Source organism: Candidatus Aeolococcus gillhamiae, assembly GCF_016464765.1.
Taxonomy (GTDB): Bacteria; Chloroflexota; Dormibacteria; order Aeolococcales; family Aeolococcaceae; genus Aeolococcus; species Aeolococcus gillhamiae.
In genome coordinates, this window is the sequence record NZ_JAEKNS010000040.1 from 1 (window position 1) to 26,272 (window position 26,272).

Here is a 26,272-nt window from a genome sequence, read left to right on the forward strand (position 1 = left end):
GTCCAGGCGCCGACGCCGCCATCGAGGACGCGCACGTCGCGGTGGCCGTGGTGGCGCAGCAGCCACCAGGCGCGGGCCGCGCTCAGCCCACCGCCGGCGTCGTACACGACCACCGTCGACCCGCTGGTCACACCGGCCCGCCGCATCGCGCTCTCGAAGACGGCCGCCTCGGGGAGGGGGTGGCGGCCTCGGCCACCGCCCGGCGGTCCGGCGAGGTCGCGATCGAGGTCGACGAAGCATGCTCCGGGGAGGTGTCCACGCCGGTAGTCGCCGGCACCGGGCGGCCCGGTCAGGCTCCAGCGGACGTCGAGCAGGACCAGAGGCTCGGCGCCGTCCATGAGGGCGGCAAGCTCGGCGACTGCGATGGTGGGACCTTGCTCTGCGCCGGAACCCGGGAGGTCCGCTGGACGTTCTGTCATCATGAACCGGCGCACATATGTACTTCCGCGCGGCTTGGATCGGTGACCTCATGGTACGGTTCGATTCGATGATTTCTCGCCGAATTCTCCTGCTCGCCGCCACGTTTGGCGGCGTGGGCATCCTGGCCGGCTGCTCCGCCCCGGTCGCGGGGGGCGGCCCCGCCTCCAATGGCAGCGCCAACGCTGTGCTCGCCGCGGCCGCGCCTGACGTCACCGTCACGCCCGTCGACCACGCCACCGGTGTGGCGCTGGACGCCCCGGTGACGGTCACCAGCAACATCGGCACCCTGACCTCGGTGAGCGTCACCAAGGTCGGCGGCGCCGCCGTCCCCGGCGCCATCGCGGATGACGGACGGACCTGGACGGCCAGCGACGGCCTCGATCTCGCCGCCCAGTACCAGGTGACCGCGAACGCCAGCGGCCCCGGAGGCACGCACACCTCGACCGCCGTGACCTTCGCCACGGTGCGCTCGGTGTCGGCACGCCTGCTCACCACCAGCACGCCGGATGACGGCGCCACCGTCGGCGTGGGCGCTCCCGTCGACCTGCACTTCAACACCTCGGTGCCGCAAGCGCAGCGCGCCGCGCTGGTGCAGCACCTCCACGTCGTCTCCAACCCGCCCCAGACGGGCGGCTGGCACTGGTTCGACGGCGCCAGCCTGCACTACCGGCCCGAGAATTACTGGCAGAGCGGCACCACGGTCACGGTGACCGCCAACTTCCACGGCCTCAACGCCGGCAATGGCGTGTACGGCCTGGCCAGCTGGACGAAGAGCTTCACCGTCGGCGCCAAGCACGTGTCGATGATCGATGACACCACGCACACGATGAAGGTGTACACCAACGACCAGCTGGTGAACACCTGGCCGGTCAGCCTCGGCAAGTCCGGGTTCCGCACCCTCGAGGGCACACTGGTGGTGCTCTACAAGGCGCAGAAGGTGATGATGGATTCGTGCAGCACCTTCGGTGGGGCCGCCTGCCATCCCGGCGGTGCGAACTACTACCACGACTACGTGTACTGGGACACCGCGGTGTCGACCAACGGCTTCTTCATCCACGCGGCGCCGTGGTCGGAGGGCTCGCAGGGGTTCGCCGACGTCTCACACGGTTGCATCAACCTGAGCACGTCGCATGCCGCCACCTATTACAGCTACGCGATCCCCGGCGACGTGGTGATCATCAGCCACACCGGCAACATCGCCGACCTCTCCAACGGCGAAGCCGACTGGCAGATCCCCTTCGCGCAGTGGGACAACAGCGGCGTTGCGCAGGGGTCGAACACCGCTCCCCCCTCGACTGCCGGCGGTCCCTAGCGCAGATCGCGCCGCCCGCCGAGGTGGGTTGGCTAAGCTAGCTCGCGATGTCCATGCGCTACACGATGCGGGTGCTGCGTGCCAACCGCGTCTGGGGCCGCGTCGCGCGCGAGCGCCTCACTGAGCCGATCCACCTCAACCTCGCCTCGGCGGCGGTATGGGCGTTGGGCTCGTACACCCGCAAGATCGACTGGGATCTCATCTACAAGCAGCCGTACGCCTACAGCGTGCTCAAGGCGGCGCGCTTCGCCAAGTACCGTGACATCCACACCGTCAGCCTGCTCGAGTTCGGTGTGGCGAGTGGCGCCGGCCTGATGAACATGGCCGAGATAGCCCGCCATGTCGGCGAGGAGCTCGGCATCAACTTCCGCCTCTACGGCTTCGATACCGGCCAGGGCATGCCCCCCGCGCGTGACTACCGCGACCATCCGGAGTACTACCAGCAGGGCGACTTCCGCATGGACCTCGACGCGCTGCGCGCCAACCTGCCCGCCAACACCAAGCTGGTGCTTGGCGACCTCAACGAGACCATCCCCGCGTTCCTGCAGTCGCTGCCCAGGGGTGAGCCGATCGGCTTCGTGTCGATCGACGTCGACTACTACTGGTCGACGGTAGAGGCCCTGCGCGTCCTCGACGGCGCCCCAGAGCAGTACCTGCCGACCACGGTCATGTACCTCGACGACGTGCTCTTCGACGGACACAACCGGTGGCAGGGTGAGCTGCTCGCGATCGAAGAGTTCAACGCTGCCCACGATCGCCGCAAGATCGAGCTGGCCGCGCTGCTGCCGACGCAGCGCATCTTCCGCAATCCGCAGTGGTTCCGGCAGATCTACTCGCTGCACGTGATGGACCACCCGGTGCGGTCGGAGGTCCGCTCCTCCTCCACCAGCCGCCACATCCCCAACCAGTACCTCGTCGACCGCGGCCACGCCGACACGTTCGAGGTGCCCGTCAGCCGCTAGCCCGGCGGCGCAGTCCCAGGGTGCGGCGCAGGATCGCCTTCTCCTCGTCGTCGGCCGTCCGGAGCAGAATCAGCACGGCTGCGTAGATCACCGCTGCCACCGCGGTGACCGCGAGCACGGCAAAGCGGCCGTGGGGATGGACGAACGCGATGAAGCCCCCCATCACCAGGCCGGCGATGAGCGGCTTCCAGCAGATGTGCACCAGCCGCAACGTGCCCAGCGCGCCGCGCAGCGCGAACCATCCCGCCGCCACCAGGCCGACCTCGGTGGCGACTGTCGCCCAGCTTGCCCCGATGTAGCCGAACTGCGGGATCAGCACCATGTTGAGCGCGAAATTGATGGCCAGCCCGCACAGCGCCACGTAGGCGTACAGCTTCTGGCGGTTGATGGCGTTGAAGATGGCCGCGAAGGTGTTGTCGACGAACATGACCGCGATGGCGATGCCGAGGATCTGCAGCGCGGCGGCGCTCTGCGGGTACAGGCCCAGGATCTCGTTGAACTGAGGCGCCAGGAGGAAGATACCGACGCTGATCGGCCAGCCCATGATCGCCAGGCCCTTGAACAGCTTCTCCGCCGCGGCCAGCACCCGGTTGGGTGCGTTGCGGTAGTAGATCGACAGCACCGGGAAGATCACCGTGCGCAACGTCGCTGGGATGAACAGCAGCGCCTCGAAGGGGCGGTACGCGAACGTGTACCAGCCCACCTCCGCGTAGGAGCGGTAGTGCTGGAGGATGGGAACGTCGAGCTTGAAGTACACGGTGGTGAGCACGTAGGTGATCGCCAGCGGGATGCCGGCGCGGATCCACGTGCGGAAGAGGTTCACGTCCAGCTCCCAGCGCGGGCGCAGGATGCGCGTGCCAAGCAGGACCGCGATGAAGTACACGGTGGCGAACGCGTAGCCGGCGACGTACGCCCACAGGAAGAAGCCGGTGCCGGCGTGGATGTGTGCTCCGATCAGCGCCAGGACAAGCACCACCGCTGTCTCGGGGATGATCTCGGCAACCTCGAAGTTGAGCCGCTGCAACGCGTACAGGGTGCTGCGCAGAAGCAGCGAGTAGCCGCTCACCACGAGCAGCGCGAAGCCGGGCAGCAGGAGGGACTCGATGCCCGAGAACCACAGGCACCCGGCCAGCAGCGGCAGCGCCACCGCCACCAGGAACAGCTTGATCGAGGCGACGTTGTTGAAATAGCGAGCCAGGTGCTGCGGGTCGCGCGCCCCCTCGCGGATGTACAGCGCGGTGAAACCGATGTCGACAACCGCGCTGACCAGGGCAGTGTAGGTGACCACCGTCTGCATCTGTCCGAATCGGGTGTCACCGAGCGCGTTGCCGATGGCGACGACGCCGATGAGCGCGAGCACCCGCGACGCGACGCGCGCCAGCAGTATGAGGATGGTGAAGCGGAGCGCCCTCGACCCGAGCCCGCCGGTGGAGTCAGTCGTGACGGTGCCGGGCGTCTGCGGCGGCGTCGTCTCCTGCAAGGTGGCTCATTCTACGAATGCAATCGACGCTGCAAGCGGGTTTCGCGACGTACCCACTCCTCGTCGCCCGCGTCTCCCCCACCGCCCAGCCTCGACCACCAGCGGCCCAGCTCGCTGCGGGTGCCGCGCACGCTGCGGCACACCTCGAGCGCGGTGCCGAGATCGCCGGCGCGCTCCAAGCGGATGGCGAAACCGCGGGCGGCGCGCAGGTCGCGGGGGTCCTCGACGTGAAGACGCCGCCACAGCTCGAGCGCCTCCTTCATCTCGCCGCGCCGCTGCAGGACGACGGCGAGGCGGTGCGCGGCTTGACGCGCCCACGGATCGATGCCGGCGTCGATGGTGCTGCGCAGTTCCACCTCGGCGGCGTCGGCGAGCCCGTGGCGCTGGAGGTGGCGCGCGAGGTGGTACGGGTCGGCGGCGTGGGCGGGACGGATGCGCTCGCCACCAACGTGGGCGGCCAGGCGGGCGCCCACCACCACGGTGCTGACGATGTCCTGGAGGTTGTGCTCCACCACCCCGGCGACGACCGCGGGCCGTGCGCCGCGCAACCACGCGCGATAGCGTCCCGGCGCCTCGATGCCGGGGACGTCGTCGACGCGGTGGTGGTTGAGCAGCGACATCTCGGCGTGGCGCAGGGTGCAGGCACCGAGTCGCTCCCGGAAGAGGCGGCGGACCGGGCCGAGCAGGTCGCCGTGGAGGCGCGGCTCGACGCCGGTGGGGTCGAGGCGGTTGAGGGTGCATCGCGCCGCCAGGACGGGGATGTCGAAGCTGCGCCCGTTGTAGGTCAGCCAGAGGCGATGGCTGCGGATGCGCTGTGCGATGGCGGTGAGCATGGCCGCCTCGTCGCCGGGGTCGACGAGCAGGAACTGCTCGCACTCGAGCACCTCGCCGCGCTGGACGCCGAGGGCCACCAGGAAGGCCATGACGCCGCTACCGCGCAGGCCTAGGCTCTCGATGTCGAGCACGCCGACGCCCTCGCCGCTCACCCAGGCGGGGCCGCCGTCACCGGAGGGATGGCCGAGCAGCGCGAGGAGGTCAGCGACCGGCGGTGCCGCTGCGAGGCCGGCGGCCTCGAGGTAGGGGACGAGGTCGACGGTGTGGGGGCGGACGAAGGTGGCGCCCGCCGCCGTCTCGACCACGCGGAAGCCGAGCTCGGCAGCGCGCCCGCCGAGGTCAGGCTCGGGCGGCCTGGGGCGGGGAGCGAATGCGCCAGTGCCGCCGAGCTGGGCGATGCGCGCGCGCAGAGCGCTGACGGTGGCCGCCCTGGCGTCGATCACCCGCGCAGGGTAGCGAACACCTGTTCGCCTGGCAACGGGGTTGCGGGGTTTGGCAGGGCGCCGCGCACGCCCTGCCATCCCCCTACCGGGGCGCTACGGCGTGTAGGCGCCTCCGAAGATGTCGCTGTTGCCGAACCGCGGCGGGCAATCCGTCGCCGGCGACGGCTTGGGCAGGCGAGTGACGGCCAGGAACGACTGCCGGTAGGCGTTCATCACCGGGCAGACCTGCGCCGCTCTCACGTCGTTCCACACCGCCACGCCCGATGTCCGCGTCGCGGACACGTAGTTGTAGTCGCCGAGGAACTCGCAGCACAGGTTGTTCTCCGACGAGCCCCGCGCGTCACCGACCGCGCCGCGATGCAGGGTTCCGAAGCCGCTCAGCGTCTGGTCCACCTGGGAGACGCGCGCGTGGCGGACCACGCCCTGCATCGGGCGCGGCGTCGAGGTGGTCTCACGCCACGGCGCGATGAAGGCGTCGTAGGTGAGGTACACGTTGGTGCCGTCGGGTGAGATGGCGATGGCCGGGAAGTCCGGACGGTCACCGCCCTGCTGCGCAGCCACCGCCTCTGTCCAATGCCGCCCGCCATCCGAACTGGTCCGCACCAGAGCCTTCTCGTGGTTGAGGCCCTGGCGGGCGTCCGACCAGGTCATCACGATCTGGTCGGTGGCGTCCTTGCCGGTCGGGGCGCCGTTGGCGATGTCGATGCTCGGATCGCTGCCCGTGCGCGCGCCGGCAATGCCGTCGAAGGTCAGGCGCGGATCGCCATTGGCGACGTGCACCGGGTCCGTCTTGCCGACGTCGATGACGCTGGTCACCGTGCGCGGGGCCTCGAAGGTGCGGCCGCCGTCGAACGAGCGCGCCAGCATCTGTGCCGAGGTGCCCGGGTAGTTGTCCGAGAGCCACATGACGTACACCACGCCGTGGCTGTCGGTGCGGATGGTGCAGCCGCTGGGACCTGCATTGCCACTGGAACCGGGCAGGATGGTCACCGGGTTGGACCAGCTGCTGCCGCCGTTGGTCGAGCGCGCGAACACCAGCGGCGGCTGATTGTCGACGGCGTTGAACGACGCCCAGCATAGGTAGGTGTTGCCGAAGTAGTCGCTGCTCGACGCGTTGTCGGCCCACAGCGCCTCCTTGTCACTGAAGATGGTGGGGTCGAGCTGGCGCGAGGCCACCACCGGTGCCATCCAGGCGTTCTTGGCACCCGCCGCGGCGTTGGCGACGTTGTCGGTGCGCGAGACCGCGATGCCCTCAGCGCCTTGCGGGATGGTGGTGCTGGTGAGGAAATCGGAGGTCAGGCTTGCGTAGTAGAGGCGCGACCCGTTCGACCACGAGAACCCATGAGGGCCGGGCTTGGGGCCGAATGCCAGCGCCGGGTCGCCGTCTCCCACCAGCCCCTTCTCATAGAACTTCGGCACGGTGCCGATCGGGCCGACCTTGGGCGTCCCGGTGCGCGCGCTCCACCCCGTGTAGGTAGGCTCGGTGTAGCTCGTGCCACCGTTGAACGAGAAATAGACACCGTTGTCTGAAATACCCGGCGTGAATGAGCAGTGGCTGCCGTTGCACGGAGCGTTGTCGATCTCATCGTTGGAGCCCGACACGACCACGTTGGGATGTGTGGGGTCAATGGCGACGGAGACCGCGGGCTCATTCTGTTTGTTGCGCGGAAAGTGCGTGCTGGGGCTGCCGACGTTGACGCGCGTGTCGCGCGTGTTGTGGTCGCTCGCCGTCGCCGCTCCACCCGAGCCGGCGTTGAGCGCCAGAACCACGGGGATCATGCCGAACACCATCAGGCTGCGTCGCATCGCGGTACTTCCTCCACCCTTACGTGTACGTGCGGCTCAGGAGTATCCGCGATTCGAGGCGAGGACTTCAATCGTCTCTACCCCGGCAAGACCACCGAGCGACCGACCGGCGGATGCTGAGCAGCGCCGTTGCGACCGTATACTGCGAGGGCAGCGCAAGCTGCATCCCCCTTCCTGTGGAGCGGTTGGCGGTTCGTCCGCCGACCGCTCCCTCAGGGGCTTCTCCGTTGTGCTTTGCGCACGCCCGGCGGCTCGCGTGCGATGCCGCGGCCCCTCCCTAGAATCGCCCGATGGCCCGTCCCCTGACCGTCGCCTCCGTCGCCTGGTCGGTGGCCATCGCCTCCGCGATCACCGGACTCCTGCTGCCCAGCCCGCAGGAGCGCGTCTCACTCGGCCTCTTCGCCTTTGCCGTGGCCGTGGGCCTGTCGGTGGCCATCGTGCTGATCGCGGACGGCCTGCGCCACCGTGCCCGGCACGGTGCCGGCGTGGCCGGGGCTCAGTCGCCGCTCGGACGCCTCGAGTACCTGCCGGCGGTGACCACCCGGACCAAGCTCATCCGCTGGCGGGGCGGGCGGTCCCGGGTGGCGCGGCGGCGGACCGGCACCAATGCACCGGGATCCCTGCACCTCACGGGGTCAGCGTATCCACCGCGCGCCAGCAGTACCAGGCAGCCGCGGACCGATGCGGTCGAAGCGAGTCCCCGAGCGTCGTGAGCTCCTTCGCGGTGGGCATCGCCGCCTGCCCGTGTATCAGCGTCCAGCCCTTGCGCACGCCGTAATCGTCGACCGGCCAGATGTCCGGGCGGCGCAGGTCGAAGAGGAGGAACATCTCAGCCGTCCACCGCCCCACCCCGCGCACCGCGGTCAGGCGGGCGACCACCTCGTCGTCGGGCATGCTCGCCAGCTGGTCGAGCGGGATGGTGCCGTCGCTGATCTTGGTGGCCAGGTCGATGAGCGCTGCCGCCTTGGCCCCGGACAGGCCGGCGGCGCGCAGCGTCTCGACGGGGCTGGCCAGCACGGCGTCAGGCGTGGGCGGGTCGGTGCCGTAGATGGCGAGGAAGCGGCCGTGGATGGCGGCGGCGGCACGGCCGGCCAGCTGCTGGTAGGCGATGGCCCGGGCCAGGGCGTTGAAGGCATCGCCGCTGGGCGGGCGCGGCGCGAACGGCCCGGCGGCGCGGACCACGGGTGCGAACGCCGGGTCGAGACGGACCAGGCGCTTGGCGATCGCCGCAGGCGACCGCAGCGGCTTGGTGATGACCGGTGGCGGCGATGCCGCGGCCGTTGTGGCGCGCACGCGCGTGACCGTACCGCGCCGCCGCCGATCAGCGGGCCAGGTCGAGAAGACGCAGCGTGGCCGACTTGCCGTCCACTCGCGCGCGGCTCGGGCCCACGCAGGACGGGCAGCCCGTCTCGCACCCACAGCCGGTGACCAGCTGGGTGCTCATGCGCACCAGGTCGGCGCTTCGCTCGTGGCACCGCTCGGCGAAGCCGACACCGCCCGCCACCGAGTCGTAGATGTAGACGGTGGGCCAGCCCACCTCCTGTGCGATCGCACTGCGATCGGCCGACGGACGCCACCCGGGCGTGAACTCCTGCGGTTCGGTCGCCGGCGCCACGGCATCCGCTCTCGGAGTGCCGAGCACCGCGGCGGGTGACGGACTGGCGCGCAGCTGCGCCTGCGCGCCGATGTCGCGCGGATCGCACATGCAGAGCAGGGAAGCCGCCGAATGGAGCACCGCGGCGAGACCGCTGAGGCCGGAGTCCAGCCCGGCGCGGTCGATGCCGGGGAGCTGCTCCGGGTCGAAGGCGGTCCAGGCGGCGATGGTGTGCAGGTCCTGCTCAGGCAGGGTGATCGGCCCGGCGCCGATCGTCTCCTGGGTGAGGAAGCGCACCTTCTTGTAGATGGTGGCGAGCCGGCTGACCCGGACCTCCCCGAGCGAGCGGCGGCAGACGTCGCCGACCGGGCCCTGGTAGCGCTCGAGGATCTGCAGGGTGGTCCGTGTCTCCGCGAGCGTGAAGTGATCGACGCTGACGGGGTGGACGTAGGCCCGTTTCTCCTCCCAGTCGAGCCGCTCGACGTGGAACTGGCGGCCCTCGTGCAGGTAGATGGCGTCGTCGTGCACCAGCACGGGCGCGGCGAACTGGTCCACCTCACCGATCACCCGGCCATCGCTGCCGGGACGCCCACCCCCGCTCCCCGCCCACGGGCCCTGCGGTCCCTGGCCCGGCCCTCCTGCACCGGTGGAGGTGTCGATGATCACCACGTTGGTCGCAGCGGCGCGGCGCAGGGAGATCGCCTCCGCCGGGAAGGCGTCAGCAGCCCAGTGGTAGCGCGAGCCGCTGCGGTGGACGAGGCCGTCGTCCCTGAAGAGGTCGAGGAGCGCGCCGGTGGTGTCAACGCCGGCCTCGCCGAACGACTCGCCGGTTTCGAAGGCGAGCTCGAAGGCCGCTGCCTGGAGGTGTCCGCCGAGCACGAGCAGGTTGTCGGGGTTGATGAGTCCGTGCTCGGGGGGCGCCTCGAGGACGTAGCGCGGGTTGTTGACCAGGAACTGGTCGAGCGGTGAGTCGGTGGCGATGAAGACGCCGAGCGACTCGGTGTTGCGCCGCCCTGCCCGGCCGAGCTGCTGCCAGGTCGAGGCGATGCTCCCCGGGTAGCCGACAAGGATGGCCGCATCAAGGTTGCCGATGTCGATGCCGAGCTCGAGCGCGTTGGTGCTGACGACCCCGCGCACGCTGCCGTCGCGCAGCCCGGCTTCGATGGCGCGCCGCTCCAGCGGCAGGTAGCCACCGCGATAGCCGCGCACCGGCCCGGTGCCGCCCTCGCGCGGCGCCGGGTGCAGCCGTTGCAGGTAGGTGAGCAGCACCTCCACGCTGGAGCGGCTGCGGGCAAAGGCGATGGTCTGCAGGTTGCTGGTGAGCAGCTGGGTCATCAGCCGCCTCGCCTCCAGCGTCGCGGACCTGCGCACTCCCATGGTGCCGTCGACCAGCGGCGGGTTCCAGAACCACAGCCGGCGCGCGGCACGGGGAGCGCCGTTGCGATCGACCAGGTGAACCGGACGTTCGAGCAGCTTCTCGGCGAGCTCGCGCGGGTTGGCGATGGTGGCGCTGCACGCGATCACCGTGGGATTGCTGCCGTAGAAGCGGCAGAGGCGGAGCAGGCGGCGGAGGACGTTGGCGAGGTGCGAGCCGAACAGGCCGCGGTAGGCGTGCAGCTCGTCGATGACGATGTAACGGAGGTGCTGGAAGAGACGGACCCAGCTGGTGTGGTGCGGCAGGATGCCGCTGTGCAGCATGTCCGGGTTGGTGACTACGATGTTGCCGTCGTTGCGTACCGCGCGGCGCAGGCCCGGAGCGGTATCGCCGTCGTAGGTGGCGGCGCGCAGGCCCTCAGGAAGATGCTTGGCGAGGTCCTGCAGGCCGGCGAGCTGGTCCTGCGCCAGCGCCTTGGTGGGGAACAGCCACAGCGAGCGCGCGTCAGGGTCGTGCAGCCACGCGTCGAGAACGGGGGCCGCGAACGCCAGCGTCTTGCCGCTCGCCGTCGGCGTCACCACCACAACGTCCCGGCCGGCGAGTGCGTGCTCGATGGCCTCGGCCTGGTGGATGTACGGACGGTCGATGCCGCGCCGGTCCAGCGCGGCCAGCAGGCGGGGATCGAGCGGCGCCGGCCACTCCGCGTATTGGGCGGCGTTGGCCGGGATCAGCTCCTCATGGACGATGCGACCCTCGACGGTGGCGCTGGCACGCAGCCGTGCCAGGGCGCCGGCGACCGGATCGGCGAGGGTGGCCACGGTGGCGGAGTGTAGCGAACATCCGTTCGGGTGGCAATGCTCACCGCCCGCTCAGCGGGCGCGGATGTCCTGCCGGCTGAGCCGCGGACCGTAACGCGGCGCGCCGCGACCGCCGGACATGAGCAGGCGGATGACGCGGCCGCGCTGGCCGGCGTAGGGCTCGAGCAGCTGGAGCATGCGCGCGTCGTCGGCTCGCGGCTCGCCGGCGAGCGCGTAGGCAACCGCGTTGGGCAGGTGATAGTCACCGAGCGGCACGGCGTCCGGGTCGCCGTGACTCACCGCGGTTACCTCGGCGGCTGTCCACGGTCCGATGCCAGGCAGTGACTGCAGGCGGACGCGGGCCTCGGCGGCGGGCAGGGCGGCGAGCGCGTTGAGCGAGCCGGCGCGATGCGCAGCAGCCACGATGACGGTCGCGCGCCGGCGCTCGACGTTGCACTCGTGGAAGGTCCAGTACGGGGTGCGCGCGATGCGACCGGGGTCGGGCGGGAGGAGCAGGCCGGCGTCCCCGGGCGCCGGCTCTCCGAGCCGGGTGACGAGGTCCCGGTAGGCCCGGCGGGCGTCGAACCCGACCACCTTCTGGGCAAGAACCGACCAAACCAGGGCGTCGAACACGGCGGTGCCGGAGGTGAGGCGGAGGCCCGGCGTGCGCCGCCGCGCCTCCGTCACGACGGGGTGCCGCGGCCGGAGTGCGGTGGGGTCGTCATGGAGGCCCGCCAACCGCGGAGCGAGCTCGAGGGCCTGCACGGATCCGGGGCCGACCGCCCCGGCGACGAGTTCCCGACCATCGACGCGGAGATGGAGGGTCGCAGGGCCGCCCGGGGTGCGCAGAGCGCGCCACACCTGGCCGACCGCGACGCGGGTGGTGGGGTCGTGCGTGCCCTGGCGCAGGGGGAACGTGGTGGTGGCCAGGTCGACCGGAAGGTGGGCTATGGGGAAGCGCCGCTCGGGGACCGGGACGTCGGCAACCGTGGTCACCCGGTCCACGATAGCCGGGACCTGGCCGCGACCTGGTGGCTCGTCAGCGCGGCAGGCGCCACATGGTCGTCACGACAGGCCCGTTGCCCGGGTAGGAAAACTCGCCGACCGGCTCAAATCCGACGCTCCGGTAGCGTGCGTCGTTGCGCGGGTTCGACGACTCGAGGTATGCGGCGTGATGCTCGGCGTCGATGAGGGCCAGGTCGTGGGCGAGGAGCCACATGCCGGTGCCGCGACCGCGATGCTCCGGGTGCGTGCCGAGCAGCGAGAGGTAGTAGTGCGGTTCGGCGTGCGGATGCGCAGCGTCGAAGCGACTGAGAAGCTCGCGGAAATCCGCCTCCCCAGGGCCGAGTTGAAGGGCAAACTCATCCACCTGAGCCTCCTGCTCCGGCCCCAACTCGGTCTCTCCCGGTGGGATCCACACGGAGGCCGCGGCACCGCCGTCCGCCAGCCAGGTCCACGAGTGGCGGATCCCGCCCTCGACGAACAGGTGCCACAACGGTGCGCGCTGTTCGAGGGGGAGGGTCCGCAGCGCGCGGCTCCACAGCGGGTCCTGTGCCAACGCCAGGCCGAAGATCGTAGCGACCAGGTCCACCTCAGCCGGGGCCGCACGTCGCGCGGACGGCGGATTCTCCATGGGCGCGACTGTATCGGATGGCCGCTGGCCGCCAACGCGCGGCGCATTTGTCGCGTCTGTCGTTTTGCGGTCCGGCGCGATCGGGTACAACGTGGGGCAGTGGCCACAGCCTTTCAGGACTATTACGCGATCCTCGGGGTGCCCAAGACGGCCACCCAGAAGGAAATCAAGGCCGCCTTCAGGAAGGCGGCGCGCAAGCACCACCCCGACCTCAACCAGAACGACCCCGCGGCCGAGCGCCGCTTCAAGGAGATCAACGAGGCCAACGAGGTGCTCAGCGATCCCAAGAAGCGCGGCCTCTACGACGAGGTTGGCCCGCGCTGGCGCGAGTATGAGGCTTGGGACAAGGCGGGACGTCCCGGCCCGTCCCCGTTCGGTGCGGCGCAAGGCGGGTTCGGCTCCGGCGGCGGTCCCCAGGTGGAGTACCGCACCGTCTCGCCGGACGAGCTGGAGAGCATGTTCGGCGACGCCGACCCCTTTTCCGACTTCTTCCACTCGATGTTCGGGCGCTCCTCCGCCGGAGGCGCGCGCTCGCGCACCCGGGTGGCGCCGCGGCGCGGTGAGGACGTCGAGGGGACGACCGATATCACCCTGGAGGAGGCCTACACCGGCACCAAGCGAATCATCGAGCTGAGCGGCGGCGGACGGTCGCGCCGCGTCGAGATCAGCATCCCCGCCGGTGTTGCCGACGGCGCCCGAGTGCGAGCCGCCGGCCAGGGTGGCGCCGGCAGTGATGGCGCCGGCTCCGGCGACCTCTTCGTGCGCGTGCGGGTTCGTCCGCATCCCCGCTTCACGCGGGACCGCAGCGATCTGCGCGAGCAGGTCGAGGTGCCGCTCGACGTCGCCCTGCTGGGCGGTGAGATCCCGGTGCGGACGCTGCGGGGCACGACCGCCCAGCTGAGCATCCCTCCCACCACCCAGAACGGGGCGAGGCTGCGCCTCCGCGGCCTGGGCCTGCCCAAGCTCCATGGCGACGGCCATGGCGACCTCATCGCGGAGGTGTCCGTGCGCCTGCCCAGCCAGCTCACACCCGCGGCCGAGCGGCTCGTCGAGGAGCTGCGGGCGGAGCGGGAGGGCGGTGCGACGACCTAGGTGCTGATGCCGAACAGAGAGTGGATCCGAGCGCGCAGGTCGTCTTCGCCGATCGCTCCCGGGACCACCGTGACGAGCCGGCCGTTGCTGTCGTAGAACGCGGTGACCGGCATCCCGCGGGTGCCGAGGGCATCGTGCAATCCGCTGGCCTGGCTGCCTCCGACGTCGCGCGCCAGCGGCCAGCCATCGATCCCGTACTGGTGCGCCATCGCCTGGCCGTCGCCGGTCTCCTCGGAGTCGATTCCCGCGAACGTGACCCGGCCCGAGAGCCGGTGGGACAGCGCGGCCATCCCGGGCAGCTCGCCGCGGCAGGCGGTGCACCACGAGGCGAAGAAGTCGAGCACCACGGGATGGCCGCGCAGGTCGGCCAGCTTGAGGGTGCCGCCGCCGTTGAGCCGGGGCAGCTCCCAATTGGTGGCGCCGGTCGACGTGATGGCGGGCTGGGGCGCGGAGGACGTTCCGCGGATCGCGAAGAACACCCCGGCGATGACCACGACGAGCACCATCGCTGAACGCCATGCGAGTGCGCGCGAATGCGGGATGGTCACGCCGCGATTGTCCCACTGCAACGCGCGCGCACAGCTCCAGCTACGCGTTGCCGGCGGCGTCGATCCGGTAGCGGAGCAGCAGATGGTTGTCGGCGCGCCGCACCGAACGCAGCGTGCCGCGCCGCGTGAAGGACGGTAGCGCGACTCCTTCGACAAGGCTGCGCCGCTCCGCCGAGTGGTTGCTGCGACCGGCCAGCTGCGGCGCCACCGTCAAGAAGAGATCGATCGGCACCCGGCCGTCGAGCAGGGTGCCGAAGAGGTGCGGGCCACCCTCGCACAGGACCGGTCCTCCCTCACTCAGCTGCCGCGCCGCCTCGACGACGGCCGCCGCGGAAACCGGTGCGGCGCTGGTCGGTGCGCCGGTCCGGGCCAAAGCCTCGGCTGCGGGGAGCACGCCGTCGGCGGAGAGCACGTGGAGCGGCACGGCCGGCCGGCCCACCGCCTCGGCGTCGCGCGGCAGCACGTTCGAGCCGGAGACCACCAAGAGCGGGGCGGGGTCTGCCGGTAGTCCCGCCGCCGCGCGCAGCGCATCCATGTCGGCAGCGCGTTCGGGCGCCAGCGCGCGCGGCGTCCACTGGTGGTTGGTGGTGGCCCGCAGCGTGCCGACGCCCACCACGATGACGCCGGCGACCGAACGCAGCATCGCCATCAGGGTGCGGTCGGCAGCGATCCCTCCGCCCACTGCGCGCGAGTCGTCCGTGTCCTTGCCGAAGCTGACGATGCCGTCGATGGTGCTGACAAAGTTGACCGCAACCCGGTCGCTATCGAGACGCAGGGCGGCGCCGTACTCCTCCTCGAGGACGCACCGCGGCGGCGACGTCTCGATCTCGGCGAGAACCTCGAAGAGGCCGGACGGCTGCACCTCAGGCGCCGGTGTGCACTCCCACCGCCGTCCCGATGCCGTAGGTGACGGCAGCGACGACCGCGGCGATGACGATCTGGCGCAGCGCGGTGCGCACCGGTGAACGCCCGGTGAAGTACGCAAGCGCGACCCCGACTGCGAGCGCAGCCACGGCCCCGAGAATGATCGAGGCCAGCACCGCCGCAGTGCCGCTGCCGAAGAACCAGGGGAGGAGCGGGACCAGGGCGCCCACCGCGAAGCTGCCGAACGAGGAGGCCGCCGCAGCGGGGGGCGACCCGATCGAGCCCGGATTGACACCGAGCTCCTCGCGCGTGTGCACCTCCAGCGCGAGCTCGGGATCGCTGGCCAGGGCGGTGGCCACCTCTTCGGCCGCGCCCACCGGGACGCCGCGGGAGACGTACAGCGCCACCAGCTCCTTGTGCTCAGATTCGGGGTGGCGGCGCAGCTCCTCGCGCTCGATGGCGACCTCCCGCTGGATCAGCTCCTTCTGGGCGCTCATCGAGACGTACTCGCCGGCGGCCATGGAGAACGCACCGGCGACGAGCCCGGCCAGGCCGGCCAGGCGGACCACGCCCGCCGCGGGGTGGGCGCCGGCGACGCCGAGGATGAGGGAGACGTTGGTGAGCAGACCGTCGCTCACACCGAAGACGGCCGCGCGGGCGGCGCCCCCCTGGACATTGCGGTGATGCTCGGGGCGATGTGCCGGAACCTGCATCGGCACCGCCGGCCTGACCTTGAGCTCCACGCTCAAGAGATTACTTCGCCAGCGGCAGAACGCGGACTCGGCCGCGTCGCTCATCCGCCTGGGAGGGGCGGCTGGGCGCGACAGTCCGTACCGCCTCGCCGGGACGGCCGAAGTAGTAGCCCTGGGCGCAGTGCACACCCAGGCGCTTCAGCGACTCGGCCTCCTCGACGGTCTCCACGCCCTCCGCGACCGCCGTCGCGTTGATCTGCTCGATGAAGTAGATGAGCCCGTGCAGCAGCGCGCGTCGCGCCAGGTCACGATGGATATCGCGGATCAGTGACATGTCGAGCTTGACGATGTCGGGCTTGGTGCTGAGGATGTGGCTAAAGGTGGCGAAGCCGGCGCCGGCGTCGTCGACCGCGTAGCGCATGCCCCGGAAACGAAGCCGCGCCACCGAGCTGTTGAACTGCGGGTAGTCGCCGATGGCAGCGTGCTCGGTGACCTCGATGACGATGCGGTCGGTGCCGTTCTCGATGAGCGTGGCGAACTCGGTGCTGACCGCAGTCTCCGGTGACACGTTGATCGACAGGTACGTGTCGGGCGGGAGGGTGTCGAGGTGCTCGAGCGCGGACCGTACCGCGGCCAGCTCGAGCTCGGGCCCAAGGCCCACCTCCTCGGCGGCGGCGAACCAGACGTCGGGCGGCTGCGGGGTCTCCCCCTCGAAGCGGGCCAGCGCCTCGAAACCGACGGCAGCGCCGCTGACCAGGTCGACGATCGGTTGCAGGACGGTGGTGAGCCGCCCTTCGCGCAGCACCGCGCGGATCTGGGCGCGCTTCTGGCGGCGGGCAACGGCCTCGCGCTCCTCGCGCTCCAGCTGCTCGGCGTAGATGCGGGCGAGCATGCGCATGAAACGCACGTCGCGCTTGCCCACGCTGTGGTCGGGGCTGCGGCTGACACACGCCATCGATCCCCAGACGCGCCCATCGGGCAGGCTGACCGGCACGCCAACGTAGCTGCCGATGTTGGCCTCAAGGGTGACCTCCATGGCGGAGGCGATGGGGTCGGCGGCCGTGTCGGGGATGGCCTCGCTGAGGACGCCCTCGGTCATCGCCTGGCAGTACATCCAGCCGCGCGGGACGCGCAGCTCCGAGCTGAGCCGGAAGAGCGCGGCATCGCCGGCGACATGGCGGAAGACCTGCTCGCCACCGGCGAACTCGGCGACGAACGCGACGTCAGTGTCCAGGTATTCGCGGGCCGCCTCGAGGATGTCGTCGATGAGCATCCGGGCGGGCTCCTCGAGGGCGAGCGTGGTCAGCGCGTTGTCGCCGGGCGTGCTCTCTCCTGCGATCACATTCCGTCCATGTGGTTTCTTCGGCTCCGTCACAGGCGACACTCTGCGCTGTATGCCGGGCCTCGCCCCGTGGTTTCCGCCCTGCGACACACCTGTGACGGGTCGAGCAGAATTTTCGGGTCAGCGGGTGGCGGATCCGACGGCTCGTTCCTTGAGGAGAGCCTCTCCATCCAGACCGCCGGCCGGCAACCCCGGCGCGTCGCAGCTCTCGGCATCACGGCCGATCTCGGCGTTGAGCGCACCGCCAAGCACGATGATCTGGGAGAGCAGGAAGAAGTAGAAGAGCAGCACGAACACCAGCCCGAACGTCTGTCCCCACTGGGGCGCGTTGGTCACCAACTTGAAGTACAGCGGGAACACCAGGGTGAGCGTCTCGAACAGCACGCCGGCGGCGATGGCGCCCGCGACGATGTCGCGCACGTGCTGTTTGCGGTGCGGCACGACGTAGTAGATGATCCCGAAGAGCAAGCTGGCGTCGACGATGCCTGCGCTCACCTGGAGAAGGATCCCGGCCACCCCGCCGTGCAGGAAGCCCGGCAATCCGGGGATGGACTGCAGCAGTGAGAGCAGGCTCCCGCTGAGCAGCAGCGGCAGCGCCATGACGATGAAGACCACGACCATGCCGATCGCCATCAGCTTCTGCTGCAGGAAATCGCGCGACTTGCAGGGGTAGAGGCTGTTGAGCCCATTCTCGATGGCGCTGAAGAGGCTGGCGCCTGACCAGAGCAGGCCGAGGACGCCGACGATGGCGAACAGCCCGCTGCTACGCCGGAAATCGTTGAGAGCGGTGATCAGCTCGCAGGAGCCGCCGCTGCTCTGCTTCGCCTGGCAGGACGGGAACGCGGCCAGCACCTGCTGTTGAATGGTGGCCCGCGTGGATGGATCGTGCAATGCGAGCCCGACCGCGCTGATCACCAGGAACACCATCGGGAAGAAGGCGAAGAACAGATTCCAGGCGATGATCGTCCCCCAGTTCGGCCCCTGGGCGTTGAGGAAGCGGCCGATCGCCCGGACCGGGAGCGACCGGAAGAGCCTGTCCTTCACCCCGGCGATGCTAGGCGATGGGGGCGATCCGCTCGGAGTACAGGGGATGGTCGCGGAACACCGCCATCAGCTCGACGTCGGTGAGCGCGCCATCACGCCAGTAGTGGCGGCGACGGATGCCCTCGCTGACGAAACCCGCCTTCTCGTAGCTGCGCCGGGCACGGTCGTTACCAGCGTACACGTACAGGTGCACCTTCTCCATGGCCAGGAATCGGAACGCGTACTCCACGGAGAGCACGCAGGCCTCGGTGCCGTAGCCCTTGCCCCAGTGGTGCGGCGGACCGATCCAGATCCCCCAGCCGCAGTGGCGATTGTGGTGGTCGATGTCGTGGAAGCCGGTGGATCCGACGAATGCGCCGTCGGCGATGGACTCGATGGCGAAGTTCAACGCGCCCGGGGTGGCCGGTTCCGTTGTCCAGGCCCTCGCCTGCTCCAGGGTGTACGGCCCGTGCGCCCACTGCGCCAGGTACGCCACCACCCGCGGGTCGGCGAGGGCTTCGGCGATCGCCGGAGCGTCGTCGGGGCGGAACGCGCGCAGCCGTACCAGCTCGCCTGTTATGTCCATCTCAGGAGGGGACCGCGGCCCGCTCTAGCTCGGCGATGATGGCGTCGGCCACCTGCGACGTGCTCACCGCGGTGGGATCGTCGCGGCTCGACTTCATGTCGTAGGTGACATTGCTGCCGTCGGCGACGATGGCTGCGATCGCGGCCTCGAGGCGGTCGCCGGCCTCCTTCTCGCCGATGTGTCGAAGCATGAGCACGCCGCTCAGCATCATCGCCATCGGGTTGGCGACGTTCTTGCCCGCGTACTTCGGCGCACTTCCGTGGGTTGCCTCGAAGACGGCTATCTCATCGCCGGTATTGGCACCGGGCGCGAGGCCGAGGCCGCCGACGAGGCCGGCGCAGAGGTCGCTGAGGATGTCGCCGTAGAGGTTGGGCATCACCATCACGTCGTACAGCTCGGGCTTCTGCACCAGCTGCATCGCCATGTTGTCGACGATGCGCTCCTCGAACTCCATCTGCGGGAACTCCGTGGCCACCTCCTCGGCGACGCGCAGCCAGAGCCCGTCGGTGAACTTCATGATGTTGGCCTTGTGCACGGCGGTCACCTTGCGGCGGCCGTTGTCGATCGCCCACTTGAAGGCAAAGCGGAAGACGCGCTGCGTGGCCGTGACGCTGATGGGCTTGATGCTGATGCCGGAGTCGTCGCGGATGCGCCGGCCGCCGAGGCGCTCGATATTCTCGATGAGGTCGAGCGTGTCCTTCTCACCCTCCGCGAACTCTATGCCAGCGTAGAGGTCCTCGGTATTCTCACGCACGATCACCAGGTCGACGTCCTGGTAGCGGCTGCGCACCCCGGGGTACCACTTGCACGGACGCACCAGGGCGAAGAGGTCGAGCTCGCGACGCAGCGCCACGTTGACACTGCGGATGCCCTTGCCGACCGGGGTGGTCAGCGGGCCTTTGATGGCCACCTTGTTCTTGCGGATCGAGTCCAGGACGTGATCGGGCATGGGCTGCCCGAACTCCTCGACGACGTCGAGCCCGGCGTTCTGCACCTCCCACTCGATGTCCACGCCGGTGGCGTCGATGACCCGGCGCGCCGCCTCGCTGACCTCGTAACCGATCCCGTCACCGGGGATCAGGGTGATGGTGTGGCGCGCCATGGAACTGCCTCCTTCGTCTCTTTCCGCGGCGGAGTCTCGCAGAAGGCGATGGGAGGAGGACGCAGTTCCCCCTTGGTCTCCTGCGACACTGGCACCGTGTGGACCGCCGGCCTGCAGGAATGGTTCCAGGCCAACGGCCGTCACGACCTGCCGTGGCGGCTGACCACAGACCCCTGGGCGGTGCTGGTGAGCGAGGTGATGCTCCAGCAGACGTCGGTGGCGCGCGTGCTGCCGCGCTGGGACCGGTTCATGACGCGCTGGCCGAGCGCGGCGGCGTGTGCCGCCGATCCGCTCGACGAGGTGCTCCGCGAGTGGCACGGGCTGGGGTATCCACGTCGGGCGCGAGCGTTGTGGCTGGTGGCCGCGACGGTCAGCGAGCACGGTTGGCCCCGCGACGAGACGGGTCTGCGCGCGCTGCCCGGGATCGGCGTGTACACGGCGCGGGCACTGCTGGCGTTCAGCGACCTCGGCGTGGACGCGCAGGCGCCCCCTCGCGACGTCAACCTCGGGCGTGTGGCCGCGCGCGCAGCCCTCGGGTGCGAGCCACATGAGGTGGCGCCGGCGCTGCTCGACACCGCTCTGGTCGTGGGCCGGCCGCCTGCGATGTCGATGCGCGACTACAGCTACGCGCTGTTCGACGTTGGCGCCACGCTCTGCCGCGCCCGGCCCGACTGCGCCGCGTGCCCGCTCCGTGAGGCCTGCGCCTGGCGAGCTGGCGGCCGCGCGGTGGCCTTGGCCGCACCACCCCAGGCGCCGTACCGCGGCAGCGTCAGGCAGCTGCGCGGCGCGCTGCTCGAGCAGGCTCTGCGCACCCCACAACCCACTGCAGGCGAGCTGGCGATGGCAGTCAGCGCCGTACCCGGTGCGACCGCTGACCGCATCCGCGCAGCGCTCGACGGGTTGATCGCTGACGGGCTGATTGCGGGCGAATTGGCACTGCGGCAGTAGGATTCGGCGGTGGCAACCTTCTCTCCCGCGCTGGCCGAGGTCCGGCGCACACTGTGGGAGCGAACGGAGTTCTCCTTCATCCCCGACCGCAACATGCCTGCCCTGGAGGGCACGGCCGCGCAGTCCGGGCAGGCGCGGATCCTGTTCGCGGGCTTTCCGTCCGACTACAGCCTGGCGTTCCTTCTCGCGCTGCTGGAGCTCGACGTGCAGGTGGTCGGCATCCTCACCTCGCCCGGCGCGCACGAGGCGATCCTCGGCGACAACGCGCTCAGCAGGATCGCCGATCACCTCGAGATCCCGCTCCTGCGCGCGTGGCGCGTCAACGACGAGCATTCCATCCTCGACCTGGCCGCGCTGCGCCTCGACGGCGTGGTCATGGCCAGCTTTGACCAGATCATCCACTCGCGCGCTCTGGCGGTCCCCAAGCACGGCTGGATCAACATCCATCCCAGCGCGCTCCCGGCGCGCCGCGGGCCCGAGCCCGTGTACTGGACCATCGCCGACGGTGACCCGATCGCCGGGATCACCCTGCACCGGGCTGTGCCCAAGGTGGACGCGGGGCCGATGCTCGCCCAACGCACCGTCGAGGTCTCGCCGAGCGACACGTCGGGGACGCTGACGCGACGTCTCTGCGAGTTGGGAACTGAGGTGCTCGGCGAGGCGGTGAACCGGCTGCTCGCAGATTCGCCCGGCGAGCCAATCGATCTGACCGGCGCCACCTACGCGCCGTCCGTCGGTCACCGCCACATCGACAACGCGCCATCCGTCGACGCGGGCCTGCGCCTCATCCGCGCGGGCGTGCCCAACATGCCCGCGTGGACGGTGATCGACGGCCGCATCGCATATGTGCTCGCGGCGCACAGCGGTGCGCCCGCAGCAGGGCTGCCAGGCATCGTCGTGTCCGATGGTGAGATCGCAATCGACGAGCATCGACCGCAGTGCGGATGCCATCACAATCTGGTTTCCTGCCCGCACCGTCAGGAATGAGCCAGTAGGATCACCGACGTGGACAACTCGCCGATCCTGGTTGTCGAGGATGACGACCTGGTCCGTTCGTTCCTTTGCCGGGCCCTCGCCGGCATCTACGCTGACGTGGATGCATGCGCGACCGGCAAGGACGCGCTGCGCGCCGTCGACGCTCGTCGCTTCGGCGCGATCCTCCTCGACGGCCTACTCCCCGACACCCACGGCATCGAGCTCGCCAAGCAACTCATCGTCCACCCCAAAGCGACCCGCAGTGGCATCTGCTTCGTCAGCGGGTCGCTGCGCCACCCGCTGGTGATGCGCGACGGTGTCAGCGCGCTGCCCAAGCCACTGCGCCTGCGCGAGCTGCTCGAGGCCGTCGGCCTGCTGATCAGCTGGTCCAAGGACACGGCCAGCGCGCCGGCAGCACGACTGGCCGCGCTCAACGTGCTCAGCGCCGGCCTTCTGGTCACCTGACCGGATGCCGTCGATGGAGTTGCCGCCCATCTCCCAGCTGCCGTGGGCGGTTGGCCACGACCGATTCCTGGCCGCAGCCGGGGCGGTGACCGGGGAGGGGGCCTGCTGCCTTTTCGTCATCGACGAGTCCATCCCCGCGACCGCCCGCTCCGGGTATGCAGCCCTGGTGATCGCCTACGCCCGCGCCAACGAGCCCGTGACCATCCTCGAGGGTGGCGCCGCCGCGCTGCTCATCCGCGAGGGCGGTGTCGCGTCCGGACAGGTGGCCGCGCGACGGCTTCTCCAGCAGATGAGCAGGCTGGGCCTTCAGGACACGCTGCGGGCCGGCGTGGCCCCGCTCGGTGGCGGCGTCGACGCCGCGCTGGCCAGGGCACGCGAGCTCGCCGTGGGCGCGTCCGCGGGCGAGGTGGCCGTCTCCGCCTGAACCGCGCCCTGAGGGTCAAGGCAATCGAACCACTGTCAGAGTCGCCCGATGCCGTCGAGTGACCGGGGCCAGGTGACCGCGCCCAGCGAGGAGACGGCGCACCCGGATCCGGGCGGCGTGGCAGGGCGGTCCGTGCCGCGGCGGACTGCGCTCGTCGTGCTTGCCACCTACAACGAGCGCGGGAACCTGCCCATCGTCCTCGAGCGGATCTGGGCCGCGACGGACATCGACGTGCTGGTCGTCGATGACAACTCGCCCGACGGGACCGGCGCGGTCGCCGACCGGATTGCCGATCGCGAACCGCGACTCCAGGTGATCCACCGCGCGGGCAAAGCGGGGCTGGCCAGCGCGCTGTTCCGCGGCTACGCGCACGCGTTCGAGCACGGCTATGAGCTGGCCATCGAGATGGACGCGGATCTGTCGCATCCCCCCGAGGCGCTCCCAGCGTTGATCGCGGCGTGCGCAACCGCCGACGTGGCGATCGGCTCGCGTCGCGTCCCGGGTGGTCGTGTCGTCGGTCGTCCCGTGTGGCGAGTCGCGTTGACCGCAAGCGCCTGCATCTGGGCGCGCGCCGTGCTCGGTCTGCCGATGCACGACTGCACCAGTGGCTATCGCTGCATGCGCACCGAGGCGCTGCGAGTGATGGACTTCAGCCGCATCCGCTCGAGTGGCTACGGGTTCCTGATCGAACTCGACTGGGCGATCAAACGAGCCGGCCAGCGAGTCGTCGAGATTCCGATCACGTTCAACGATCGCGCCCACGGGCTGTCGAAGATGCGGATCGGCATGATCCCCGAGGCAATGATCATGGTGCTGAAGCTGCGCTTGCGCCTGGTGCCGGCAGCGGTTCGCGACCGTGCCGAGGTGGCTGCCGGCAAGTCGCGCTGATGCGATCGTGGTTCGACCGGAATCGGCCGCAGGCGCTCATGCTGCTGGACATCGGCATCGTTGTGGTGATCACCGTGGCGAGCCGCCTGCCCGTCCTGGGAGTCGGCGAGATCGACTGGGACGAGGGCGTGTATTGGCTGTCGATGCAAACCATGCAGAGCGGTCATGCACTGTACGCATCGGTGTACAGCTCGCAGCCTCCTGCGTTCCTGCTGTTCACCGAGCCGCCCTGGGCGCTGCTCGGCGGCGGCATCGTCGCCGCGCGCGCGGTCATGCTGGCCTGGGGCGCGATCGCGGTGGTGAGCGGCGGCGTGATCGGCTGGCGCCTGGGCGGTCGTGTGGCGGCGCTGGCCGCTGCGGGGACCCTCGCGGTCGACCCCATGATGGTCCGCCAGTCCGTGATCCTTCAGGCTGACGGGCCGGCGACTGCGCTGGGCGTGGCGGCGGTCGCCCTCGGTGCGCTCGCCCTGACCTTGAGAGGCCCGCGCTGGCGCACCCTGGCGGCGGCGCTGGCCGGAACCGTCCTGGCGCTCGGCTTCCTCACCAAGCTCCTCGATGTCGCCATCGTCCCGCCCCTGTTGGTGGTGCTGGCCAGTCGCGGCGCCGGGCGCCGGTTGCTGCCGGCCGCGATCGTAGGCGGCCTGCTCGCCGCCGCGGCGACCCTGCTCCCACTGCACGACGCCTGGCAGGCGATGTGGAACCAGTCGGTCGGACTGCACCTCGACACTCGGTCGGCGACGTCCGGCATCAGCGTGCTCGACGCCCTAAGGATTCGCTGGCACCTTGCCGTGGTGGCGCTGGTGGGGGCAGTGATCGGCTGGCGGCGACATCGCCTCTTGGTGACCACCGGCGTGGTGTGGCTGACGGGCGCGCTGCTGGCGATGTCGGTCACGCATCCCCTCTGGCCCCACCACGCGGTGGTGATGTCGCCTGCCTACGCGCTGCTCTCCGCCGCCGGCGTGTCGGCCGCATTCGAGTGGCTCGGCCGACTGACACGTCGCCACGTCCGGGCCGCCACCGCGGCGTTCGCCGCGGGGCTCATGGCGGCCGCGGGGCTCTTCCTCTGGTCCGGCCTCCGCGGGCTGCAACCGACCACCGATTTCCGCGCGCTGGCGAGTGCTCTCGGTGCGCACACGTCCGCGTCGGCTCAGCTTGTTGGCGACGATCAGTACGTGCAGGCACTCGCGCATCGCGCGGCGCCGCCCGGGTACGTCGACACCTCGAACACCCGCCTGTATGCGGAACCGGGCGCGCTGCAGGGGCTGGAGGCTGTCGCCGACGGCTCACGGCCTGTCTGCGCCGTGCTGTTCTCGAGCGGGCGATTCGCGCATCTCCCCGGCTTCACGGCATGGGTGTCGCGACGGTACCCGGTGGTCGTGGACCTCGGCGCCTCGCGTTCCCTGTACATCGCTCCCGGGTGCGGCTGATGGGATCCGCTCTGCAGCGGGGCCATCGTCTCGGCCCAGTGACGGCTGTCCTCATCGTCGGGTTGGTGACGCGAGCCGTCCTGGTTCCCATCACCCACGGATCCGATTTCACGGTCTGGGACCTCGCCTCGCGCGCGACCCTCGACGGGGTCAACGTGTACGCCCATCACCCAGCGTACAGCGGGGGCCCATACCCGTACTTCCCCCTGTTCCTCTATGTCGAGCTGCCCATGCAGTGGCTTGCCCTGCACACAGGTGTGTCGTTCACCATCCTCGGCAAGCTGCCGATCGTTGCTGCCGACCTGCTGGCCACCCTTCTCGTCGTGGGCGAGCTGAAGCGGCTGGACGTCACCACGCGGCTGCAGGCCATCGCGGCGGCGGTGCTCTTCCTCAATCCGCTGGTGCTCTACAACGGCGCGTTCTACGGGCGGTTCGACAGCGTCTGTCTGGCGCTGTTGCTGCTGGCCTTTCGCGCCTATCAGAGAGACCAAACGGCGACTGGGCGCTTCTCGATCTGCTATGCGCTGGCGATCGCCGCCAAGACCTTCCCCATCTTCCTGCTGCCCTGGCTCGCCCGGCACAACCGCAGCGGGATCGCGCGCCGGCTCGTCACGGTCGCCGGCGTCCTCTTCGTTGTGGCGGCGCCCTACCTCATCACCAGCCCTGCAGCGTTCGCGACCGACCTGCTCTACAGCGCTGACAAGCTCCCCGGAGGATTGTCCTGGCAGGTAGTTCTCCACGGCTTCCCCGCCGGGCTCCAGGTCGGCACGGGCGATGTCCTGCTCGGCGTCTTCGTGGTGGCGGCGGCCGCCATCGCCTTGGTCGACGATCTCGCCCTGGCGGCAGCGGCGACACTGGTCGCGTTCCTCCTGCTCAGCAAGCAGGTCATCGAGCAGTACCTGATCTGGCCGCTGCCATTCCTGATTATCGTCGGCGCCGGGCGCCGCTCCCGGGCGGCGTGGTTGCTGATCGCGGAGGTCACTCTCGCAGGCATGCTGGTCAACGCCCACTACCATCCATTTGGCGTGCAACCGGTCGCGCTCAACGTCGTGTTGGCGCTTGCCGTCGCGGCTACGCTGGCCTGCATGATCCTCAGCGAACACACCCGCAGTTCGATCGGGAAGGCCGGCGGTGCTCCGCAGGCGGGCGCGGCGGCCGCTCACGTCGCGGTCGGGGCCGGCAATTAGCGTGGACAGCGCCATCGAGCCTCGCCCAGCCAGTAACCCGTCGGCCCCGTTCG

The 26,272-nt window shown here is 70.2% G+C and carries 26 protein-coding genes; 11 read left to right on the forward strand and 15 right to left on the reverse strand.

The window, feature by feature from the left end; all coding sequences use genetic code 11:
• On the reverse strand, positions 1–419 hold a 419-nt coding region (locus tag JF886_RS03240; protein WP_337309562.1), incomplete at its 3' end, for a sulfurtransferase.
• A 68-nt stretch (positions 420–487) separates the two neighbouring features.
• Here JF886_RS03240 and JF886_RS03245 point away from each other — a divergent pair.
• Positions 488–1,732 carry a L,D-transpeptidase gene (locus JF886_RS03245; RefSeq protein ID WP_337309563.1) on the forward strand — a complete coding sequence of 415 codons (1,245 nt, stop codon included), beginning with the start codon at positions 488–490 and terminating at the stop codon, positions 1,730–1,732.
• A 47-nt stretch (positions 1,733–1,779) separates the two neighbouring features.
• On the forward strand, positions 1,780–2,694 hold the full coding sequence (locus JF886_RS03250) for a class I SAM-dependent methyltransferase (protein ID WP_337309565.1): 915 nt from the start codon (positions 1,780–1,782) through the stop codon (positions 2,692–2,694).
• On the opposite strand, the gene JF886_RS03255 is transcribed toward JF886_RS03250, so the two are convergent.
• The 3 genes from JF886_RS03255 to JF886_RS03265 all read right to left on the reverse strand — a co-directional run bounded on the left by JF886_RS03255 (position 2,684) and on the right by JF886_RS03265 (position 7,257).
• A complete protein-coding gene (locus tag JF886_RS03255; RefSeq protein WP_337309567.1) occupies positions 2,684–4,174 on the reverse strand; it encodes a flippase in 1,491 nt (496 codons plus the stop codon). The two genes, JF886_RS03250 and JF886_RS03255, sit on opposite strands and share 11 nt — an antisense overlap.
• 11 nt (positions 4,175–4,185) lie before the next feature.
• Complete coding sequence (locus JF886_RS03260) at positions 4,186–5,451, reverse strand: ribonuclease H-like domain-containing protein (protein ID WP_337309569.1); 1,266 nt, start codon at positions 5,449–5,451, stop codon at positions 4,186–4,188.
• Between the two features lie 93 nt (positions 5,452–5,544).
• A complete protein-coding gene (locus tag JF886_RS03265; RefSeq protein WP_337309575.1) occupies positions 5,545–7,257 on the reverse strand; it encodes a sialidase family protein in 1,713 nt (570 codons plus the stop codon).
• Between the two features lie 290 nt (positions 7,258–7,547).
• Between JF886_RS03265 and JF886_RS03270 the strand changes: the two genes are divergently transcribed.
• The gene (locus tag JF886_RS03270) at positions 7,548–7,970 is read left to right on the forward strand and encodes a hypothetical protein (RefSeq protein WP_337309577.1); all 423 of its coding nucleotides are present in this window, start codon (positions 7,548–7,550) and stop codon (positions 7,968–7,970) included.
• On the opposite strand, the gene JF886_RS03275 is transcribed toward JF886_RS03270, so the two are convergent.
• The 4 genes from JF886_RS03275 to JF886_RS03290 are packed head-to-tail and all read right to left on the reverse strand — an operon-like array spanning position 7,885 to position 12,656.
• A complete protein-coding gene (locus JF886_RS03275) occupies positions 7,885–8,550 on the reverse strand; it encodes a DNA-3-methyladenine glycosylase family protein (RefSeq protein ID WP_337309578.1) in 666 nt (221 codons plus the stop codon). The genes JF886_RS03270 and JF886_RS03275 overlap by 86 nt on opposite strands.
• Positions 8,551–8,578: 28 nt before the next feature.
• A complete protein-coding gene (locus JF886_RS03280; protein WP_337309580.1) occupies positions 8,579–11,044 on the reverse strand; it encodes a DEAD/DEAH box helicase in 2,466 nt (821 codons plus the stop codon).
• 51 nt (positions 11,045–11,095) lie between these two features.
• Positions 11,096–12,019, reverse strand: a complete 924-nt coding sequence (locus tag JF886_RS03285) for a DNA-3-methyladenine glycosylase family protein (RefSeq protein ID WP_337309581.1) — start codon at positions 12,017–12,019, stop codon at positions 11,096–11,098.
• A gap of 43 nt (positions 12,020–12,062) precedes the next feature.
• On the reverse strand, positions 12,063–12,656 hold the full coding sequence (locus tag JF886_RS03290) for a GNAT family N-acetyltransferase (protein WP_337309583.1): 594 nt from the start codon (positions 12,654–12,656) through the stop codon (positions 12,063–12,065).
• A 99-nt stretch (positions 12,657–12,755) separates the two neighbouring features.
• Here JF886_RS03290 and JF886_RS03295 point away from each other — a divergent pair, with 99 nt between their 5' ends.
• Entirely contained in the window at positions 12,756–13,748 is a 993-nt protein-coding gene (locus tag JF886_RS03295) for a DnaJ C-terminal domain-containing protein (RefSeq protein WP_337309584.1), read from the forward strand.
• Here the strand turns inward: JF886_RS03295 and JF886_RS03300 are convergent.
• The 7 genes from JF886_RS03300 to JF886_RS03330 all read right to left on the reverse strand — a co-directional run bounded on the left by JF886_RS03300 (position 13,745) and on the right by JF886_RS03330 (position 19,905).
• Positions 13,745–14,296, reverse strand: coding sequence for a TlpA family protein disulfide reductase (locus JF886_RS03300; protein WP_337309585.1), 552 nt, complete (start codon positions 14,294–14,296; stop codon positions 13,745–13,747). The two genes, JF886_RS03295 and JF886_RS03300, sit on opposite strands and share 4 nt — an antisense overlap.
• A gap of 40 nt (positions 14,297–14,336) precedes the next feature.
• Positions 14,337–15,158, reverse strand: coding sequence for a dihydrofolate reductase family protein (locus JF886_RS03305; RefSeq protein WP_337309586.1), 822 nt, complete (start codon positions 15,156–15,158; stop codon positions 14,337–14,339).
• 1 nt (position 15,159) lies between these two features.
• The gene (locus JF886_RS03310) at positions 15,160–15,957 is read right to left on the reverse strand and encodes a VIT1/CCC1 transporter family protein (RefSeq protein ID WP_337309588.1); all 798 of its coding nucleotides are present in this window, start codon (positions 15,955–15,957) and stop codon (positions 15,160–15,162) included.
• A complete protein-coding gene (locus tag JF886_RS03315; protein ID WP_337309590.1) occupies positions 15,914–17,194 on the reverse strand; it encodes a sensor domain-containing phosphodiesterase in 1,281 nt (426 codons plus the stop codon). Before JF886_RS03315 ends, JF886_RS03310 begins: the two co-directional genes overlap by 44 nt.
• A 120-nt stretch (positions 17,195–17,314) precedes the next feature.
• A complete protein-coding gene (locus JF886_RS03320) occupies positions 17,315–18,238 on the reverse strand; it encodes a YihY/virulence factor BrkB family protein (RefSeq protein WP_337309592.1) in 924 nt (307 codons plus the stop codon).
• Positions 18,239–18,248: 10 nt separating this feature from the next.
• Positions 18,249–18,803, reverse strand: a complete 555-nt coding sequence (locus JF886_RS03325; protein WP_337309594.1) for a GNAT family N-acetyltransferase — start codon at positions 18,801–18,803, stop codon at positions 18,249–18,251.
• Between the two features lies 1 nt (position 18,804).
• Entirely contained in the window at positions 18,805–19,905 is a 1,101-nt protein-coding gene (locus tag JF886_RS03330; RefSeq protein ID WP_337309595.1) for an isocitrate/isopropylmalate dehydrogenase family protein, read from the reverse strand.
• 96 nt (positions 19,906–20,001) lie between these two features.
• Between JF886_RS03330 and JF886_RS03335 the strand changes: the two genes are divergently transcribed.
• Genes JF886_RS03335 through JF886_RS03365 form a run of 7 tightly spaced genes read left to right on the forward strand, consistent with a single transcriptional unit; the run spans position 20,002 to position 26,219 of the window.
• Positions 20,002–20,853, forward strand: a complete 852-nt coding sequence (locus JF886_RS03335) for an HhH-GPD family protein (protein WP_337309596.1) — start codon at positions 20,002–20,004, stop codon at positions 20,851–20,853.
• A gap of 9 nt (positions 20,854–20,862) precedes the next feature.
• Entirely contained in the window at positions 20,863–21,840 is a 978-nt protein-coding gene (locus tag JF886_RS03340) for a methionyl-tRNA formyltransferase (protein WP_337309597.1), read from the forward strand.
• Positions 21,841–21,858: 18 nt separating this feature from the next.
• Positions 21,859–22,293, forward strand: a complete 435-nt coding sequence (locus tag JF886_RS03345; protein WP_337309600.1) for a response regulator — start codon at positions 21,859–21,861, stop codon at positions 22,291–22,293.
• Positions 22,294–22,306: 13 nt separating this feature from the next.
• Positions 22,307–22,717 (forward strand): hypothetical protein, encoded by a 411-nt coding sequence (locus tag JF886_RS03350; RefSeq protein WP_337309602.1) that lies wholly within the window; start codon positions 22,307–22,309, stop codon positions 22,715–22,717.
• Positions 22,718–22,765: 48 nt separating this feature from the next.
• Complete coding sequence (locus tag JF886_RS03355) at positions 22,766–23,605, forward strand: polyprenol monophosphomannose synthase (RefSeq protein WP_337309603.1); 840 nt, start codon at positions 22,766–22,768, stop codon at positions 23,603–23,605.
• Between the two features lie 38 nt (positions 23,606–23,643).
• Positions 23,644–25,032 (forward strand): ArnT family glycosyltransferase, encoded by a 1,389-nt coding sequence (locus JF886_RS03360; RefSeq protein ID WP_337309604.1) that lies wholly within the window; start codon positions 23,644–23,646, stop codon positions 25,030–25,032.
• Between the two features lie 38 nt (positions 25,033–25,070).
• Positions 25,071–26,219: a putative hexosyltransferase gene (locus JF886_RS03365; protein ID WP_337309606.1), complete on the forward strand. Its 1,149-nt coding sequence runs from the start codon at positions 25,071–25,073 to the stop codon at positions 26,217–26,219.
• Positions 26,220–26,272 lie beyond the last annotated feature (53 nt).